Origin of the sequence: Pluralibacter sp., from assembly GCF_019237635.1 — a bacterium.
GTDB lineage: Bacteria > Pseudomonadota > Gammaproteobacteria > Enterobacterales > Enterobacteriaceae > Enterobacter_B.
The window spans coordinates 15,493-31,130 of record NZ_JAFAGS010000131.1 but is presented as its reverse complement, the minus strand read 5'-3'; the positions used below and the strand labels follow the sequence as shown (position 1 = coordinate 31,130).

The following is a 15,638-nucleotide window of genomic DNA, read 5'->3' as shown; positions in this document are numbered from 1 at the left end:
GTTAATTATTTTTATTCACTGCTTGTTTGATGCTTCAGGGTTTATGTTCTGACATATGCCTTGATGGTTGCGATGGTATGATTTTGGCTCTCACCGCTTGGGCGAATCCGGTAGCGCCCTACCGAGGCTGGGATAATAAAGGTCTCGGCATAGTGCACGACGAATGGTTCAAACGCCTGATCCAGGCTTTCCACTGTGGCTTCACGTCCTTCTATCAAGTTGAGTACCTGAACAGTGCCATGAGTATCATGCTCTACCGGTACGCTAAACCAATGTCGGCGAGTTTCGATAAATTCGCGCTCATGTAAGCCGGTGCGCTCCTCACGCCATCCTTCTCCTTCAGCGATGAGTTCAATGCGATTGACAAGATTCTGCTTAGTCCACTGAGTATCTCGCTCCCACTGGATTACCTGGCGGCCGTGCTCAAGGTGGATAGGTCTTGGTAGACCATCAAGACCCAGACGGTCCCAATCCCACAACTTGAAGGTGAAGATATAAGGAGTGGCGCTTATCTCAAGCACCATGGAACCCGCACCTGAGCAGTGCACTGTGCCAGCAGGGATAAGAAAGTGATCATGCTTACGTGCCGGGAAGCGATTGACAAAACGCTCATCGTCAAAGGACTTCTCGCCACGCTGGGCGGCAGCCAGATCACTTAACATGTCTTCTGGCTCAATACCGCTTTTAGTTCCGAGATAGACGCATGCATCAGGTGTTGCATCTAGCATGTAGTAACTCTCATCCTGCGTGTACGCCATGCCGAATTCTTGCTGGATATACTCGGTTAATGGATGTACCTGTAGGCTAAGAGGCTGGCCGCCCATGGTGTCCAGGAAGTCGAAGCGAATGGGAAACTCCGCGCCAAAGCGGGCATGCACTTGCTCACCAAGCAGTGCTTTAGGTTCACAAAGCACCAGGTTCTGCGATGGAATCTCGACACGTACAGTACCAAAACGCAAATAGAGGCTATTTTCCTCCGGTACACAATCGAAGCACCAGGCATAGTTATCAGCAGTAGGATCAAGATCGCAGACTTCTTTCATCCACTGACCACCCCAGACACCAGGGTCGAAGAATGGCACGACACGTAATGGCTGGCGCGCCGCCTGATGTAGGCCTGCGCGTAGAGCATGGCCTTCGACCAACGCAGGTTCCCCTTTGCGGTTGGTATCAAGCAGAAAATCGATGGTCGGTATCTGAGTCAGTTTATGGCGATCAAATACTCGCCATTCGATGAAGAAGGCGCGCTTGTATTGACGCAGAATATCTTCATGCTCGTTATCAGCACCCCAGTTGCCGATTTCTTTGCGACGCAGGCGTTGCTGGATTTCCCAGCGGGCAAGGTCTGCATACACTCGCACATCGCCCTCGCACACGAGGGAGGCTCCCGTCCCTATTACGACAACCAGACCACTGTTAATGGTCTCAACCTCAGCTTGCAGGCGAGCTAAATGATCAGGATCGAAAAACTCCACCAGTTTGTGAGGAGCGCGCACACCGAAGACGCGATCGTCGGTGATAAAGCGATCCAGCATCTCGAGGACTCGTTTTTCTGGCCAGCGCGCCTGCTCTACATCAATCAGATGCAGTGAACCGAACTGCTCCAACAGGCTCTGGCGTAATTCGTTTTGATCGACGCCGTGGTAGCAGTCGATAACCAGTACCACTTTTTCTTTTTGCAGGTTTGCCAGCGCGTTTTGCAGGCGCTGGGCAATATCGTCCCACCCTTGACATGCTGCACCATCATGGCCAGCAACCCGTACTTCCGGGAACTTGTCGTAGTTGGATACATAGTTTGGATTGATCATTGGCTTACTTTCTCACTGTAAATTTCTGGCGAGAAAATAAATCGATTAACCTCATGAATCAAACTGGTAAACGAGATTAATCTCACCAAACAGGTCAAAATGGTGTCGTTATTTACAGTAATGTAGAGATTAATCCCATTTAACCAAACAAGAGATACACAAATTAAGTTAATCGATATACCTTGTAATGATCATAATCACAGGACGCAAACAATGAGTAATGTCACCGTTGCCGATATTGCCCGCCACCTCGGTATTTCTACTGCCACCGTCTCGATGACGTTACGCAATAAGGGGCGAATTTCGGAACAGACGCGCCAGCGGGTACTCAAGGCGATTGATGAGCTCGGTTATGTCTATAACCAGACTGCCGCCAATCTGCGCAACAGAAGCAGCAATCAGGTTGGCCTGCTGCTTCACGATATCACTAACCCGTTTTATGCCGAGATGACGGCAGGCCTTAGCCGGGAAATGGAGAATCACGACCTGATGCTGTTTCTTGCCAATAGTGAGGAATCAGCCGATCGGCAGCAGCAATTCATGGATTCATTACAGCGCAACAATGCTGCGGGCATGGTTATCTGTGCCGCCCAGCCTACTCCGCACCGCTTCTTCGAGAGTCTGCAGCGCCGTTGTATGCCTACTATTCTGGTGGTACGACCGGTGCCGGATGTGGCTATCGACTTTGTGGGGACCGATAACTTTCTCGGCTGTCAAATGGCGACTGAACACCTGCTCCGGCTCGGCCATCGCCATATTGCCTTCATCGGCGGGCAAACCGTGTCTATCAGCCGTTCCCGGCGTCTTGGGGGGTATATGAGCAAGTTGATAGAACACGGTATCGCGCCTAATCAGGAGTGGATAATCTCCTGTGGCGCCAACCGTAACGATGGGACTCAGGCAATGATGACCATACTGGAGAAACATCCTGAGGTGACGGCCGCTGTCTGTTACCAGGATGTGGTAGCGCTCGGCGCTATGCTGGCTTTGCGTAAACAGGGGAAAGTCGTTGGGTGTGATTTCGCGTTGGTGGGTTTTGACGATATCCCAGAGAGTGCACTGGCGGAATCCGGTGTCACTACCGTCTCAGTTGCGGCACGCGAAATCGGCCGCAAAGCGGGTGAACTGCTGCTGGAGCGTATTGCGGGGAATGATGAACCAGCCAAGAGTGTTATCCTCGTGCCTACTCTGGTAATCCGTCAATCCTGCGGTAGTTAATCAATTCAGACGCGACAGGCTATCGTCAAGGATAGCCTGTTCGATGTCCTCGGAACTGACACCTCCGAGGTGGTTGTGGCGCTTGATCCGATTTTAGAATACGTCAATACAACCACCGCAACGGCACACTCAGGAAAACACTACCGTAAATCGCGCCCCTCCCAGTGGTGAGTCATCAACACGTATCTCACCGTTGTAGCTATGCACAATCTCGGCGACCATGGCGAGGCCGATGCCCTGGCCGGGCGAGTTGTTGGCGCGTCTTCCGCGCTGAAAGATCTGCTGTGAGTCGTCCGGATGAATACCGGGGCCATCATCTTCAACGGTAATTCTGAGCAGGCCATGGTTACCGCTCACCGTCACGCGAATATCGCTGATGGCGAACTTAAAGGCGTTATCGAGCAGGTTGCCCATGAGCTCCATTAAGTCGCCTTGCTCACCGGCAAAGAAAACGTCGTCATCGAATTGAAAGCGCGTCTGTAGCTTTTTGTGGCGATAGATCCTCGCCAGGCTCGCCAGCAGTTTCTCAATGAGCGGCACAGGTTCGGTGCCTTTGCCTGCAAGGCGTCTGTGGCCGGTGACGGCGCGACGTAACTGATACTGGATGATTTGATCCATCGTGACGACCTGCTCGTTGATGTTGTCATCGATCGCGTGCTTGAGTTTGAGCTCTTCGGCGGTGAGCTGAATCAGGGCCAGACGGGTCTTCAGGCTGTGAGCCAGATCGTTAAGCGCATGTTGGTAGCGCTGGGTCTGTTGTCGCTCGTTGTTCAGTAACTGATTGATAGACCGGGTCAACGGCTGGAGTTCCCGTTCATAGTCGCTGGAGAGCGTATGTCGTTTGCCTTCGCGAATATCATGCAGATGGTTGGCGATGGTTCGCAGTGACGAGAGGCTCCAGAAACTGGTGAACAACAGCAGGGCGCCGAGCAGCGCGTAGGCCAGCAGGGCCTGGCGAATGCACCGGTAGAGGTAGGCGCGGGTCTGCGCCTGATAACGCTCGGTGGAGTCGATCATCACCACATAATAGGTGGTGGGGATATCACCATGGTTGTGCGTAAAACGCAGTCTGTAGATGAAATAACTCTCGCCGCTGCGGGTGGTATAGCGTTCAAAAAAGTAGTCCTGGTCGACGCCCCCAAGAGAGGTCTGCAGGTCCTGGCAGAGGGTATTCCTGGACTTGATCAACGCTGGCATGTGCAGGCTGGACCAGCTCAGTTGGCCATCGGCGCGGCAGATAAGCGTGTCCAGTTTGAGGGCGATAGCCTCCGGCGCGATAGCGCTGAACTCCACACTGTCATCGGGGTCCGGGCGCTGCGAGGAAAGTATCCTTGAGAGATCCTCCTGTATGCGGGCGCTGGCCTTCTGGGACTGCTCCTCAAGATGGCCCCGGTAGAGGACGTAGACTGAAAAGGCCATGATGACCGCGATGACCAGCATAGAACTTAACATCAGCTTAAGGTGAAGGGAGCGGAGGAACCGTTTCATGGTGTTCTTAACGCAGAGAAAGAGAGCCGGCAGCCGTCATTAGCTACAGGAGAGATTAAAGATATAGCCCTGACGGCGAATGGTAGAGATAGGCTGGATGGTGCCTTCTGGATCCAGCTTTTTACGCACTCTGCTTACCATGACTTCAACAATATTGGGGTCTCCTTCACCGTCGCCGTAGAGTTGATCAAGCAACTGTTGTTTGGAGACGACCTGACGGGCGTTGCGCATCAGATATTCGAGCGTCTGATACTCAAAGCTGGTCAATACCGTGGGTATCCCGGCGATAGTCAGTTCTTTACGGGAGAGATCCAGTTCATAGTCCCCGGCGACCACCCTGGGGGAGATGAAACCGGCGCTGCGCCTGACCAGCGCATTAAGCCGCGCCAGCAGTTCGTCCTTCTGAAAGGGTTTTACCAGATAGTCATCGGCCCCGGCTTCCAGCCCCTCAACCTTGTTTTGCCAGTTGCCGAGCGCCGTCAATACCATGACAGGGAAGGGGATCTTCTTCGCCCTTAGCGCCCTGATAAGCTGCAAGCCGCCCATATCCGGCAGGCCCAGGTCGATGATCGCGACATCAATAGGGTAATCCGCCGCATAGTGCAGCGCCACCTGAGCACTGCCCGTGCTGTAGACCTGATTATGGGTCTCGGTCAGCAGGGTTGTCAGATGATGATTAAGCAGCTTGTCGTCTTCGACCAGAAGTATTTTCATCAGATTTATCAGTATTGGAGGCGAATTACTCAATTAGAAGACGTCGACCATGGGAGTGTCAATAAAGACATAGGATTGTTCTGGATCAAATAACGGTTGCAGAATGAGCGAGTTTTGTACCTCGCCTGGGCGTCTGCCCTTGATTCCCCAGAGGAAAAAACCGTATCAGGACATCAGGTTGCGGGTTGGTAAAAGTCTTCTTGGGTATTAAGCAGTCTGCGTATTAATAGCTGTTGGTTAGCCAGTAACCGGCCATTGTGATCGTTGAGTTTCTTGCAGCGAACGACGCTGCGCTCCAGCCGGTGCCACTGCGCGAGCAGCGCGTCGGAGGCGGCGTCCGGCAGTTTGCTGGCCAGGCGCTTCAGATCGTCGCTATTGGCCTTCAACCCTAAAGAGTGAAGCAGTTTAACCCGAAGTTCGGCCCGGCCGCGCAGGGTGTGCAGCAGCTGTACCTGCTGTTCATTGTTGTGGTGGATGGCCGGGTTATTACGCCGAATCAGGTTGCTGTTTTGCTCCGTAAGCAACTGCTCCATTTGCTCCCAGGAGACCACATCCTGATTGATGCCTGTAATCAACTGACGCACGCGATCGATAGCTTTACTCAAAACGGCTTATCTCCCACTTTGGTAGAAATTCATCATGTCCGCCGCCAGATCCTCGCTGCTAACGGCAAGCTTACCGTTGTTGAGCAGGGTCATGACGTTAGCCACTTTGTCATGGTCAATGTCAGGGTATTGGTTAAGCTCATTGGCCAGCGCGCAGGTCAGCGCCGAGGACACCGGAACATTAATCGGCACTTCGACAGGAAACTCTGCGGACGGCAGGGTGAACTGCTCGTTAAACGTTTTCTTCGCGCCGTCCTTTTGCGCGAGCGCGACCTCTGCCGATGCATTGACCTGCTGAGGTTTGTTGCTTTCGCTCGCGGCGATCTCCGACGCGGCCTGAGTTTGCCGGGCATACGCGCCCTGCAGAGAACTCTCGGTAAGGTTACCGTTTGGTGACGTAATATTCATAATCAAACCACTCACAACAAACTGACAAAATGACATACTTCCCGCCATTTCGATGGCTAAGGTAATACGTGACTAAGGTTAGATAAGCGACCGTTATGGCGCCGGACTTTAGCCATCAGCGTATTTTTTACGAAAAATGTTCAGCGTCCTGCCTCCCGGGGTCTGCGAGGGCATGGCACAGCTCATACTCCAGCCAATCGGCAAGACCGAGCCAGTCTTCCCGCTCCTGACAGGCGAGGATAGCAGACATTATCTGCGGTAACTGGCGTTGCGTCTGCGCCGGGAGCGTGGGCAGTAAGGGTAGCAGCAATTTCAGCAGAGGTGGAAGCGCCAGTGCCGCATCCAGGGATAACCCCAGGCGAAATTGTTCGGCAAGCGTCGTGAACTGAGCGGAAAGGGTCATAGGGTGAACTCCGGATGATAGCGGCAGCCCGCGATGGCGGCGCCTTCCCGGCTGCCGTTGTAAAAACGGACCTCGGGATGCGCGGCAATATAGCGCTCAAGCTGGATACGATAGCCCGTGAAGCTGATATTGGTGCTGATGCGCCTCTCGTGTCCATCCATCGCCCAATGCCTGGCTTGCTCAAGCGTCGTATTCAACGCCCCCACCGCCCAGCCGGTATGGGTTTCCCCTCCAGGAAAAGCGAAATCTGCGCCCAGCAGAGTGACCTCATGGCACCCCATCTGTACGGCCAGATCAACGGCGGGATGGATGACGCTCCCGCCGGAATAAAGCATGGCTTTTGGCTGCGTTTTGCACAACGTTTGGTACAGCGGGCTACTGGAATAGGCCGCCAGACGCTGGCCGCGCCAGGCCTTTAACGTTCGGGTAGGCACCAGAGGGAAATAGACGAGCCCGCAATCGGCGGGCGGAAGTTTTTCTTCATCAATAAGGTGGTCGATGGAAACGACCCAGTCTGGCCGGATGTCGTGCGCAAACAGCGCCCGGCAGGCGGTATCGACAGCGATCAATAGCGGCCGTGCGGGATGATGCTGCAAGGCGTGTAAGCGGGATAAATGCACTTTCAGCGTCGGACCGGCCCCGATGACGAATGCCGCACGACCCGGGGCGCTGCCGAAGAGCGCGGCGACATCGCCGTCCTGCCGCAACAAAGAGTGATTATCGGCAAGGCGCTGGCGCAGCTGGGGAAGATGCTGTTCATAACGACGATTGGTATGGGGAAGCGTCATTTCCCTGATGAGGCGGTCGCGTATCCGGCTCGCTTTATCTTCCGCCAGACGCAATTCGGCGGGTAACGCAAAGAAGGGGAGGCGGATTTCCTCTTCGTCGGCAGCCAACGCCAGACAGACTCTGGGATCCTGTAACCAGTCCTGATTCTCCAACAGCGAAAGCGTGAGTACGAACAGCTCGCGGTTCATGATGAAGACATCAAGATGCGCCAGCGCGGGGCGGCGCAGCAACTCGCGGGGTAGATCGCCAAGCCCGGCGCCATAGAGACTCAGGTGTGATTTTGCCGGCAGGCTATTGGCCTGCTGGCGCGCTTCTGCGGCCCGGTCATGGCGGCTGGTGAGCTGGATGCCGTCGATAAGCAGCGTGCCGCAATGCCCCTCCATGATGCTGGCGGCTGACAGAGGCTGAGTCTGCGCGAGCGTCGTTGCCAGCGTCGGCCAGCGGCGGGCAATGATGGCAAGGTGTTGGGTCAGACGTTCATCAGACATCGTGTGGGCTCCCCGTCAAAATCGGGAAGCTAAGCAAGAACCATGCCGTTTTTTATTTTGACGCAACCGCCGCCGGGGCTTCATTGGAAATCAGCAACTGACCGGGAGCGGATACCGCAGCGGAAATAACTTTTCCGCTTTTTTCATTTTTCACGCCGATGATTTCCCCCTTCTGCCCATCCTGCAGGGCTATCCCTGCCATGGATATGGACATATCCCCGTCGGCCAGCGTCAGGTGCACTTTATCGCCTTTGCGCACGAGCATGGCCGCTTCGAGCAGTCTGTTACGCACGGGCTGACCTGCCCGCAATGACCTCAGCGGACGCCGACCGATGGCCTGAGCCGGATCGATCAGGACATCGTCCTGTTGGGCCGTCAGCAGAATTTGGGTGACCGCGAGGTCGCTCGCCTGCAAAACGTGGTCCTGGCTGAGCGCGTTCCTGGTAACCACGACGGGCATTAAAACCGAGATCTGGCTACGGGTCGTTACCAGCCAGCCGGGGGAGTCTGGGCAGCGTACGCGCAGGGGTTGTCGACCAATGGGCAGATTCGTCTGGGCATCCTCGGCCTGGTAGGGCTGACGGCAGGGAGGAAGCTTACTGACCGCATCGGGGATGACGACCTCAATCTGCCACTGGTAATCGCGCCAGTTGACGCGCCCGGCGTGCTGGAGGAAACGCTGTTGCCAGTAGGCGCTGACAAATTGCTTCAGGGCTCCGGTATCAACGCCGGGCGCCGGCGGCGGATTTTGCGCCGCTGGCGTCGCAGCGGCCACCACGGCTGGCGAGACCAACAGACATAACCACACTGCGAGACTGCGGCACAACAAACCCGCCTTCCGCCGTGTCGTTAGCCGGGAGAAGCGACAGATAAAATTTGTTGGCACGAGAATTGCTAAGAGTGGTGGTGTATGTCGTTTCATCTCTACTGAACTGTAAGGAGGAGGATGGATGGGAATAAGTTTCGAAAAGGCGCTTGGCATTCATCCAGAGGCGCTCAATTTTCGCGTTGAGCGTAGCAGGGTCCTCGCCAGTAATCTAGCCAATGCTGATACCCCTAACTACGCGGCGCGGGATCTGGAGTTTCGTCTCGCGGTTCCCGAGGGCCGTGGTTCCTCCCCTGATGACATTGTCGCGCCTGTCCCGGCAATGAGCATGACCCAGACCGGGATGAACCTGAAATATCGGCAGCCCTGGCAGGTGAGCCGCGATGGCAACACGGTCGAAGCCGGTATCGAACAGGCGCGGGTTGCTGAGAATTCAATGGATTTCCAGACCAGCCTGGAATTCCTCAACGGCAAGTTCAACGGACTTGCGACTGCCATTGATGGCAAGTAATCACTCCACATTAACCAGCAAGACGAGACAGAAATACGCTATGTCCTTCGGAAAAATTTACGACATCGCCGGTACTGCCATCAACGCAAACAGCCTGAGGCTTAACACCATCTCGAGCAACCTGGCCAATGCCGACGCCATCAGCGGCAGCGAAGCCGGGGCTTATCGCTCCCTGAAGCCGGTTTTTAGCACCATTTACAACGATCCTACCCTGAGCGTCACCGAACGCGCCGCGTCGGCCGGGGTGACGGTACAGGGGATAGTGCAAACGGATCAGCCCGTACAAAAACGTCACGAGCCGGATAACCCGTTGGCAGACAAGGAGGGGTATGTCTACTACTCCAACGTCAATGTGGTCGAGGAGATGGCGGACATGCTCTCCGCCTCGCGTAACTATGAGGCCAACGTCGAGATGCTCAACCAGGCGAAAAGCATGCAGCAGAGTCTGCTGCGCTTAGGAGACAGGGTCTGATGAACCTGGCGGCTCTCAATCCCATGAGTACCTATCCGGGTAACCGCCTGCCGGGCTCACCGAACATGCTGTCTCAGGTCAACAGTATGGTGGCGCCGGCAAGCACCTCCAGTCCCCAGTCTGCGACGCCGCCGCCCACGGCGGCGGTGACCGAGTCCACCCCAGAGGAGCCGGAAGACCCGAGCGATGGCTCTGATTCGGGGGAAAGTACCGCGCCGCCTCAGGTGGCCAACGTGTTTGTCGAGCTGATGCTGGCGCAGTTGACCTATCAGGACCCCACCAACCCGGTCGACAGTACCGAGTTTGTGACCCAGATGGCGATGTTCGCGCAGGTGACCAGTATGGAATACATGCGCATGACGATGAATGCCCTCTATGCCGTCGAAGAGAACAACCTCGTGGTATCGACCGAGCAGTTGATCGGCAACACGGTGACCGCGCCGGATGACTCGGTCACGCTGGGCCCTGATACCTTACTGGAAGGGGAGCTGGTGCTGGATAAGGACTACGACAACGTCAGCATTCGGATCTATGACGAGTTCGACGCAGAAGTGGGCACCGTCACCCTGGGGCCGCAGACGGCAGGCGAGGTCAGCTTTACGCTGGATGGCAATGTCCTGGGGCTGCCAGCGGGCGAGTATCGCATTGAGGCCGAGACGGTCATCGGTGACGAAATTGGCACCACACCGACCTATTTCAGCGGCGTTGTGAACTCCGTGACCCTCAAAGGACAGGAAGGTCTGATGCTGGATGTCGAAGGGGTCGGCATGGTGCCGTTGTTTGATATTTCGAAGATCAGTGCTCCTCCGACACAAGGAGGGGACGATACCACAGAGGATACGAAACTATGAGTTACGCAATCTCGGTAAGCGGCCTGAACGCCGCCAGCCAGAGCCTGAACACCATCAGTATGGATATCGCCAACGCCGCAACCGTTGGCTACATGGAGTCGACCACCACCTTCTCGGCCCTCTATGCAGGCGGTCAGGCGGCAGGGGTATCGTCGGGCTACACCACCCAGAACTTCTCCGCACTGGGCACCACCACATTCACCGGGCGCGACCTCGATATGGCGATCACCGGGGATGGGTTCTTCATCACCCAGGGCAGTGATGGTCAGACGTATTACACCCGCGCCGGTAACTTCCATCAGGATGAAGACGGCTACATCGTCGACAGCAATGGCAACCGGGTACAGGGGTATCCGGTCGACGCCAACGGCAACATCATGACCGGCCAACTGGGCGATCTGCAGCTGAAAAGCGGCTCCATGCCGCCGCAGTCGACCAGCGATATCGATTTGGGGATGAACCTGGATCAGAGCGAAGAGGTGATTGACCGCACCACCGTCCCGTTTGATCCGGCCGATCCGAACAGCTATCACAGCACCAACTCCACCGTGGTCTATGACTCCATGGGCAACCAGCACACCGTCTCCCAGTACTACACCAAGACGGCGGACGGCACCTGGGAAGTGCAGGTGTATGTCGATGGCCAGGATGCAAACGCTTATTGCACGCCTGCTGGACCGCAACAACTGGTATTCGATGCCAACGGCAACCTGGTTTCCGGCGGCAACTTCACCCTGAGCATTCCTGAAGGCGACCCTCTGCTTAGTGGCGCCAGTACGCTGACCATTGATGTCGATCTGACGCAAACCACCCAGTATGCAGCGCCGTTCAGTAACCAGCTGAACTCCTCTAACGGTTACCCGGCAGGCGATCAGACCGGCGTGACAGTGGATGAGTACGGCAACATCTATGCGACCTACTCCAACGGCGAAACGATGCTGCAAGGGCAGATCGTGCTGGCGACCTTCCCGAACCCGGAAGCCCTGGCTGTCGCAGACAACACCAGCTGGACCCAGACGTCCACATCCGGGATGCCGCTCTACGGCACGCCAGGAACCGGGGTATACGGTGAGATTGAATCCCAGTCGCTGCAAAACTCCACGACCAACGTGACCGCCGAAATGGTTTACATGATGGAAGTACAGCGTAACTACCAGGCGAACACCAAGGCTATCGCGGTGCAGAGCCAGCTTGATCAAGTGTTAATGCAGGCCATCTGATGGATAAGTTGATCTACACCGCCATGAGCGGTGCGAATCGCAGCATGTTGTCCCAGCAGGTGCACGCGAACAACCTTGCCAACGTCAACACCACCGGTTTTCGCGCCGATTATGAGCGCGCCCGCAACTATGCCGTCGGAGGGGACGGCTTTGCCACCCGGCAGATGGCCGTGCCTATGGGGATCGGCAGCAGGTTTGCGCCGGGCGCGCTCGAGCATACCGGGAATGAACTGGATATTGGCATCCGCGGCGAGGGCATGCTGGCGGTGGAGGTCAACGGTCAGGAACGCTATACCCGCGCTGGCGCTCTGCATATCAACGAGCGGGGCACCCTGATGCTGGATCAGTACCCGGTTCTGGATATGGATGGTCAACCGATTGAAGTGCCTGATTTCCGGTCTGTCAACATCACCGAACAGGGGCGGGTCAGCATCGTTCCCGACTCCGGCGGCGAGGTGCTGTTGGAAGTCGCCACCCTGAAGCGGGTGAAGCCCAATGCCGCGGATCTGGTCAAGGATGCAGATGGTTTCTTCCGTCCCCGCACCGCAAATGCCTCGCTGCCCGCGGATGACAGCGTGGCGGTGGCGAGCGGTTTCCTGGAAGCCAGTAATGTGAATCCGGTTGAAGAGATGGTCGCCATCCTGAGCACCAGTCGTCAGTTTGAACTCCAGGTCAAGATGATGAAAACAGCGGAAGAGCTCAGCCAGGCGTCGACGCGTCTGATCCGCCCGGTCTGATAACGAATGAAGTGAGAAAATTATGCAAGGTACCCTTTTTGTTAGTCAGACAGGTCTGACTGCCCAGGACGCCAAGATGACGGTCATCTCCAACAACCTGGCGAACGTTAACACCATTGCCTTCAAGAAAGACAGGACCGTTTTCAACGATCTTTTCTATCAAAAGCAGTTCCAGGCAGGCGCGCAGATGGATGCGCAGAACCAGCGTCCGAACGGTTTGCAGATTGGCACTGGCGTCCAGGTGATGGGCACCCAGAAGATGTTTGTGCAGGGCTCCGCGCTGACCACAGGCGCTGAGACCGATGTCTCTATCATCGGCAAAGGTTTCTTTCAGATAGAGATGCCGGACGGCACCACGGCCTATACCCGTGACGGGCAGTTCCATATCAACAGCGACGGCATGCTGGTCAACGCGGCGGGTCTGCCTTTGATTCCCCAGATAACGATTCCTGAGAATGCGACGGGGATCAGCATCGGGACTGATGGAACCGTCTCCGCCGTGGTCGCAGGTTCGGCTGAACCGGAAGAACTGGGCAACATTACGTTGGCCAGTTTTATCAACTCCGGGGGGCTGGAGCCTATCGGCGGAAACCTTTTCCTTGAAACTCAGGGCTCCGGCGCGCCGACTGAAGGGGTTCCGGGTGAGGACTATTTCGGCACCGTCAAACAGGGAACGCTGGAAGGCGCTAACGTCAACGTGGCGCAGGAGATGGTCGACATGATAGCGACCCAGCGGGCCTACGAGATGAATGCCAAGGTGATGACCGCAGCCGATGAGATGCTGCAGACCCTCAACCGGATGCTGTAAGGAATAACATGAGTAATTGGCCCAAAGGGTGCGCCCTGGTGGTGATGGGGCTGTTGATGCAGGGGTGCGCGCCGCGCGCGCCTGAATCGCAAAATCCGCCGGAAGAGGAGAGTTTTGCCCCGCCGCAACTGGAGTCCCAGCCGGTCACCTATGCAAGCCAGGGAACCTTGTATAACCGCAGCTACGTCATGACCCTGTTCCAGGACCGGCGTGCCTACCGGGTTGGCGACATGCTGACGGTTTCCCTGGATGAAAAAACCACGTCCAGCAAGCAGGCGGACACTCGCTATGGTAAGAGCAGCGATGCCTCCATTGGCGGGGATTCCAGCACAAGCTCAGGCACCCCGAAGAATTTTTCCGGAAACATCAACGCCAATCGTGATTTTGATGGCAGCGCTCAGAGTTCGCAGAAGAACTCATTACAGGGCGCGATTACCGTGGTGGTGGCCAGTGTGCTGCCCAACGGCAATTTGCAGGTGCGGGGCGAGAAATGGCTCAAACTCAACCAGGGCGATGAGTATATCCGTCTCAGCGGACTGGTGCGGGTCGAGGATATTGATGGCCTGAACCGGGTTTCCTCCCAGCGTCTTGCGGATGCCCGTATCAGCTATACCGGTCGGGGAACCATGGCGGATAGTAACAATCCGGGTTGGCTGACCAAATTTTTCTACAGTCCTTTGAGCCCGATCTGATCATGAGGCAAAGCATGCGCATTGTGTTGATATGTTGGCTGGCCCTGCTGCCTGCGTTCGTGCAGGCCAAGGCGACGCCGCTGCTGAACCTGGTGGAGATCGGCGGAGAGCGGAAAAACCAGTTGGTGGGTTATGGGCTGGTGGTCGGGCTGGATGGCTCCGGGGACCGTAACCAGGTGACCTTTACGGCGCAGTCCATGAGCAACATGCTGCGCCAGTTCGGGATCCAGGAGGAGAACCAGGCCAAAACCAAGAACGTTGCGGCGGTCTCCATTCATGCGGAAATCAGCAATGTGACCTCTCCGGGTCAGGTGATTGATATCACCGTCTCCTCCGTCGGCGACGCCAAGAGCCTGCGCGGCGGCACCCTGTTGCTGACGCCGCTCTACGGGGTGGATGGCGAGGTGTATGCCTTCGCCCAGGGCAACCTGGTGGTGGGCGGCGCGTCTGCCCAGGGGAGCGATGGCTCCAGCGTGACGGTGAACGTCCCGACGGTCGGCCGGATCCCGGGCGGCGCCGTGGTGGAAAAGGCGGTGCCTTCCCACTTCACGGAGAACGCCTACGTCAACCTGAACCTCAAGACGCCGAGCTTCAATTCGGCGCGCAATATTGAAAGGGCGATTACCGCCCGGTTCGGCGGCGGGGTCGCCTCGGCCTATAACGCAGGCTCGGTGCGGGTCAAGGCACCGACCGATCCCAGTATGCGGGTGAATTTTCTCGCGATGCTGGAAGAGTTGCAGATTCAGGAAGGGCGTCTGCGCCCGCGTGTCGTGCTGAACAGCCGGACGGGCACTGTCGTGATGAGCGATACCGTCTATGTGAGAAAAGCCGCGGTCACCCATGGCAACCTGACGGTGGCGATAAGTGAAGATACCCAGGTGAGCCAACCGAATGCGCTGGCCGGGGGGACGACGGAGAAAGTTCGCCGTTCAACGGTGAATATGACGGAACAGCAGGCGCGAATCACCGTCATGCCAGAAGGCACCTCTCTGGACAAGATAGTCAAGTCATTGAATGAGCTGGGCGCCACGCCAAGCGATCTGATGTCCATTTTGCAAGCGCTGGACGAAGCGGGCGCGCTGGATGCTGACTTAATCGTCATATAACACGGGAACGGAAATGAAGCCTATTGAGCGGCCAGAGAGAGCCTATTACGACCTGCAATCCCTCAACAAGATCAAGATGGAGAACCCGCAAGAGGCGCTTGAGCAGGCCGCGGCCTTGTTTGAAACGCATTTCCTTAAAACGGTGCTTAAACATATGCGCGATGCCACGGATGCCCTGGCGGCAGAAGAGTCGCCGTTTTCCAGCGATACCCAGCGTTTCTATCGCGATCTGAACGATGAACAACTCGCCCAGCGGCTGAGCGGTCAGGGGTCGTTTGGCCTGGCGCACATGCTGGTCAAGCAGTTCAGCCAGACCCCCTCCCAGGGGGAACCGACAGGGGCATTTAAGTCTGGAGAGAATAAGGTCGCTCTTAAAGGAAACGAGGACGCACCTGGCAGAGCGGTACTGGAGGAAGGGATAAACGGTTATGCCAGTTTATCTCCCCAACGCGGCAAGTCAGGACAGTAACCCTCATTCACCGAGTTTGTAGCGA

The 15,638-nt window shown here is 56.4% G+C and carries 18 protein-coding genes; 10 read left to right on the top strand and 8 right to left on the bottom strand.

Annotation, left to right across the window (positions count from 1 at the left end):
* Positions 1-41 precede the first annotated feature (41 nt).
* Positions 42-1,808: a class I mannose-6-phosphate isomerase gene (locus JO226_RS15420; RefSeq protein ID WP_293602424.1), complete on the bottom strand. Its 1,767-nt coding sequence runs from the start codon at positions 1,806-1,808 to the stop codon at positions 42-44.
* Between the two features lie 213 nt (positions 1,809-2,021).
* On the opposite strand from JO226_RS15420, the gene JO226_RS15415 reads away from it, so the two are divergent.
* A complete protein-coding gene (locus tag JO226_RS15415; RefSeq protein ID WP_293602423.1) occupies positions 2,022-3,026 on the top strand; it encodes a LacI family DNA-binding transcriptional regulator in 1,005 nt (334 codons plus the stop codon).
* A 129-nt stretch (positions 3,027-3,155) separates the two neighbouring features.
* Here the strand turns inward: JO226_RS15415 and JO226_RS15410 are convergent, their stop codons facing one another.
* The 7 genes from JO226_RS15410 to flgA all read right to left on the bottom strand — a co-directional run bounded on the left by JO226_RS15410 (position 3,156) and on the right by flgA (position 8,747).
* The gene (locus JO226_RS15410) at positions 3,156-4,514 is read right to left on the bottom strand and encodes an ATP-binding protein (RefSeq protein ID WP_293602422.1); all 1,359 of its coding nucleotides are present in this window, start codon (positions 4,512-4,514) and stop codon (positions 3,156-3,158) included.
* A gap of 39 nt (positions 4,515-4,553) precedes the next feature.
* Complete coding sequence (locus JO226_RS15405; protein WP_293602421.1) at positions 4,554-5,228, bottom strand: response regulator transcription factor; 675 nt, start codon at positions 5,226-5,228, stop codon at positions 4,554-4,556.
* A gap of 173 nt (positions 5,229-5,401) precedes the next feature.
* Positions 5,402-5,833, bottom strand: a complete 432-nt coding sequence (locus tag JO226_RS15400) for a flagellar protein FlgN (protein ID WP_293602420.1) — start codon at positions 5,831-5,833, stop codon at positions 5,402-5,404.
* Positions 5,834-5,839: 6 nt separating this feature from the next.
* On the bottom strand, positions 5,840-6,241 hold the full coding sequence (locus JO226_RS15395; RefSeq protein WP_293602419.1) for a flagellar biosynthesis anti-sigma factor FlgM: 402 nt from the start codon (positions 6,239-6,241) through the stop codon (positions 5,840-5,842).
* Positions 6,242-6,368: 127 nt separating this feature from the next.
* Positions 6,369-6,644 (bottom strand): hypothetical protein, encoded by a 276-nt coding sequence (locus JO226_RS15390; RefSeq protein WP_293602418.1) that lies wholly within the window; start codon positions 6,642-6,644, stop codon positions 6,369-6,371.
* A complete protein-coding gene (locus JO226_RS15385; RefSeq protein ID WP_293602417.1) occupies positions 6,641-7,921 on the bottom strand; it encodes a 6-hydroxymethylpterin diphosphokinase MptE-like protein in 1,281 nt (426 codons plus the stop codon). The genes JO226_RS15390 and JO226_RS15385 overlap by 4 nt, the downstream gene beginning before the upstream one ends.
* A gap of 52 nt (positions 7,922-7,973) precedes the next feature.
* The gene (flgA, locus tag JO226_RS15380) at positions 7,974-8,747 is read right to left on the bottom strand and encodes a flagellar basal body P-ring formation chaperone FlgA (RefSeq protein WP_293602416.1); all 774 of its coding nucleotides are present in this window, start codon (positions 8,745-8,747) and stop codon (positions 7,974-7,976) included.
* Positions 8,748-8,871: 124 nt separating this feature from the next.
* On the opposite strand from flgA, the gene flgB reads away from it, so the two are divergent.
* The 9 genes from flgB to JO226_RS15335 are packed head-to-tail and all read left to right on the top strand — an operon-like array spanning position 8,872 to position 15,613.
* Positions 8,872-9,258, top strand: coding sequence for a flagellar basal body rod protein FlgB (gene flgB / locus JO226_RS15375; protein ID WP_293602415.1), 387 nt, complete (start codon positions 8,872-8,874; stop codon positions 9,256-9,258).
* A gap of 40 nt (positions 9,259-9,298) precedes the next feature.
* A complete protein-coding gene (gene flgC / locus JO226_RS15370; protein ID WP_293602414.1) occupies positions 9,299-9,730 on the top strand; it encodes a flagellar basal body rod protein FlgC in 432 nt (143 codons plus the stop codon).
* Positions 9,731-9,753: 23 nt separating this feature from the next.
* Positions 9,754-10,581, top strand: coding sequence for a flagellar hook capping FlgD N-terminal domain-containing protein (locus JO226_RS15365; RefSeq protein ID WP_293602413.1), 828 nt, complete (start codon positions 9,754-9,756; stop codon positions 10,579-10,581).
* Positions 10,578-11,801, top strand: a complete 1,224-nt coding sequence (gene flgE / locus JO226_RS15360) for a flagellar hook protein FlgE (protein WP_293602412.1) — start codon at positions 10,578-10,580, stop codon at positions 11,799-11,801. Before JO226_RS15365 ends, flgE begins: the two co-directional genes overlap by 4 nt.
* Positions 11,801-12,538 (top strand): flagellar basal body rod protein FlgF, encoded by a 738-nt coding sequence (locus JO226_RS15355; RefSeq protein ID WP_293602411.1) that lies wholly within the window; start codon positions 11,801-11,803, stop codon positions 12,536-12,538. Before flgE ends, JO226_RS15355 begins: the two co-directional genes overlap by 1 nt.
* Positions 12,539-12,560: 22 nt before the next feature.
* Complete coding sequence (gene flgG, locus JO226_RS15350) at positions 12,561-13,346, top strand: flagellar basal-body rod protein FlgG (RefSeq protein ID WP_293602410.1); 786 nt, start codon at positions 12,561-12,563, stop codon at positions 13,344-13,346.
* An 8-nt stretch (positions 13,347-13,354) separates the two neighbouring features.
* On the top strand, positions 13,355-14,038 hold the full coding sequence (gene flgH / locus JO226_RS15345) for a flagellar basal body L-ring protein FlgH (RefSeq protein ID WP_293602409.1): 684 nt from the start codon (positions 13,355-13,357) through the stop codon (positions 14,036-14,038).
* Positions 14,039-14,052: 14 nt separating this feature from the next.
* Positions 14,053-15,144, top strand: coding sequence for a flagellar basal body P-ring protein FlgI (locus JO226_RS15340; RefSeq protein ID WP_293602408.1), 1,092 nt, complete (start codon positions 14,053-14,055; stop codon positions 15,142-15,144).
* Between the two features lie 13 nt (positions 15,145-15,157).
* Positions 15,158-15,613, top strand: coding sequence for a rod-binding protein (locus JO226_RS15335; RefSeq protein WP_293602407.1), 456 nt, complete (start codon positions 15,158-15,160; stop codon positions 15,611-15,613).
* Positions 15,614-15,638 lie beyond the last annotated feature (25 nt).

What these genes read in the sequence shown, in the direction of transcription:
- JO226_RS15420 (WP_293602424.1), bottom strand. Translation starts at nt 1,808, where the DNA reads ATGATCAATCCAAACTATGTATCCAACTACGACAAGTTCCCGGAAGTA.
- JO226_RS15415 (WP_293602423.1), top strand. Translation starts at nt 2,022, where the DNA reads ATGAGTAATGTCACCGTTGCCGATATTGCCCGCCACCTCGGTATTTCT.
- JO226_RS15410 (WP_293602422.1), bottom strand. Translation starts at nt 4,514, where the DNA reads ATGAAACGGTTCCTCCGCTCCCTTCACCTTAAGCTGATGTTAAGTTCT.
- JO226_RS15405 (WP_293602421.1), bottom strand. Translation starts at nt 5,228, where the DNA reads ATGAAAATACTTCTGGTCGAAGACGACAAGCTGCTTAATCATCATCTG.
- JO226_RS15395 (WP_293602419.1), bottom strand. Translation starts at nt 6,241, where the DNA reads ATGAATATTACGTCACCAAACGGTAACCTTACCGAGAGTTCTCTGCAG.
- JO226_RS15390 (WP_293602418.1), bottom strand. Translation starts at nt 6,644, where the DNA reads ATGACCCTTTCCGCTCAGTTCACGACGCTTGCCGAACAATTTCGCCTG.
- JO226_RS15385 (WP_293602417.1), bottom strand. Translation starts at nt 7,921, where the DNA reads ATGTCTGATGAACGTCTGACCCAACACCTTGCCATCATTGCCCGCCGC.
- flgB (WP_293602415.1), top strand. Translation starts at nt 8,872, where the DNA reads ATGGGAATAAGTTTCGAAAAGGCGCTTGGCATTCATCCAGAGGCGCTC.
- flgC (WP_293602414.1), top strand. Translation starts at nt 9,299, where the DNA reads ATGTCCTTCGGAAAAATTTACGACATCGCCGGTACTGCCATCAACGCA.
- JO226_RS15365 (WP_293602413.1), top strand. Translation starts at nt 9,754, where the DNA reads ATGAGTACCTATCCGGGTAACCGCCTGCCGGGCTCACCGAACATGCTG.
- flgE (WP_293602412.1), top strand. Translation starts at nt 10,578, where the DNA reads ATGAGTTACGCAATCTCGGTAAGCGGCCTGAACGCCGCCAGCCAGAGC.
- JO226_RS15355 (WP_293602411.1), top strand. Translation starts at nt 11,801, where the DNA reads ATGGATAAGTTGATCTACACCGCCATGAGCGGTGCGAATCGCAGCATG.
- flgG (WP_293602410.1), top strand. Translation starts at nt 12,561, where the DNA reads ATGCAAGGTACCCTTTTTGTTAGTCAGACAGGTCTGACTGCCCAGGAC.
- flgH (WP_293602409.1), top strand. Translation starts at nt 13,355, where the DNA reads ATGAGTAATTGGCCCAAAGGGTGCGCCCTGGTGGTGATGGGGCTGTTG.
- JO226_RS15340 (WP_293602408.1), top strand. Translation starts at nt 14,053, where the DNA reads ATGCGCATTGTGTTGATATGTTGGCTGGCCCTGCTGCCTGCGTTCGTG.
- JO226_RS15335 (WP_293602407.1), top strand. Translation starts at nt 15,158, where the DNA reads ATGAAGCCTATTGAGCGGCCAGAGAGAGCCTATTACGACCTGCAATCC.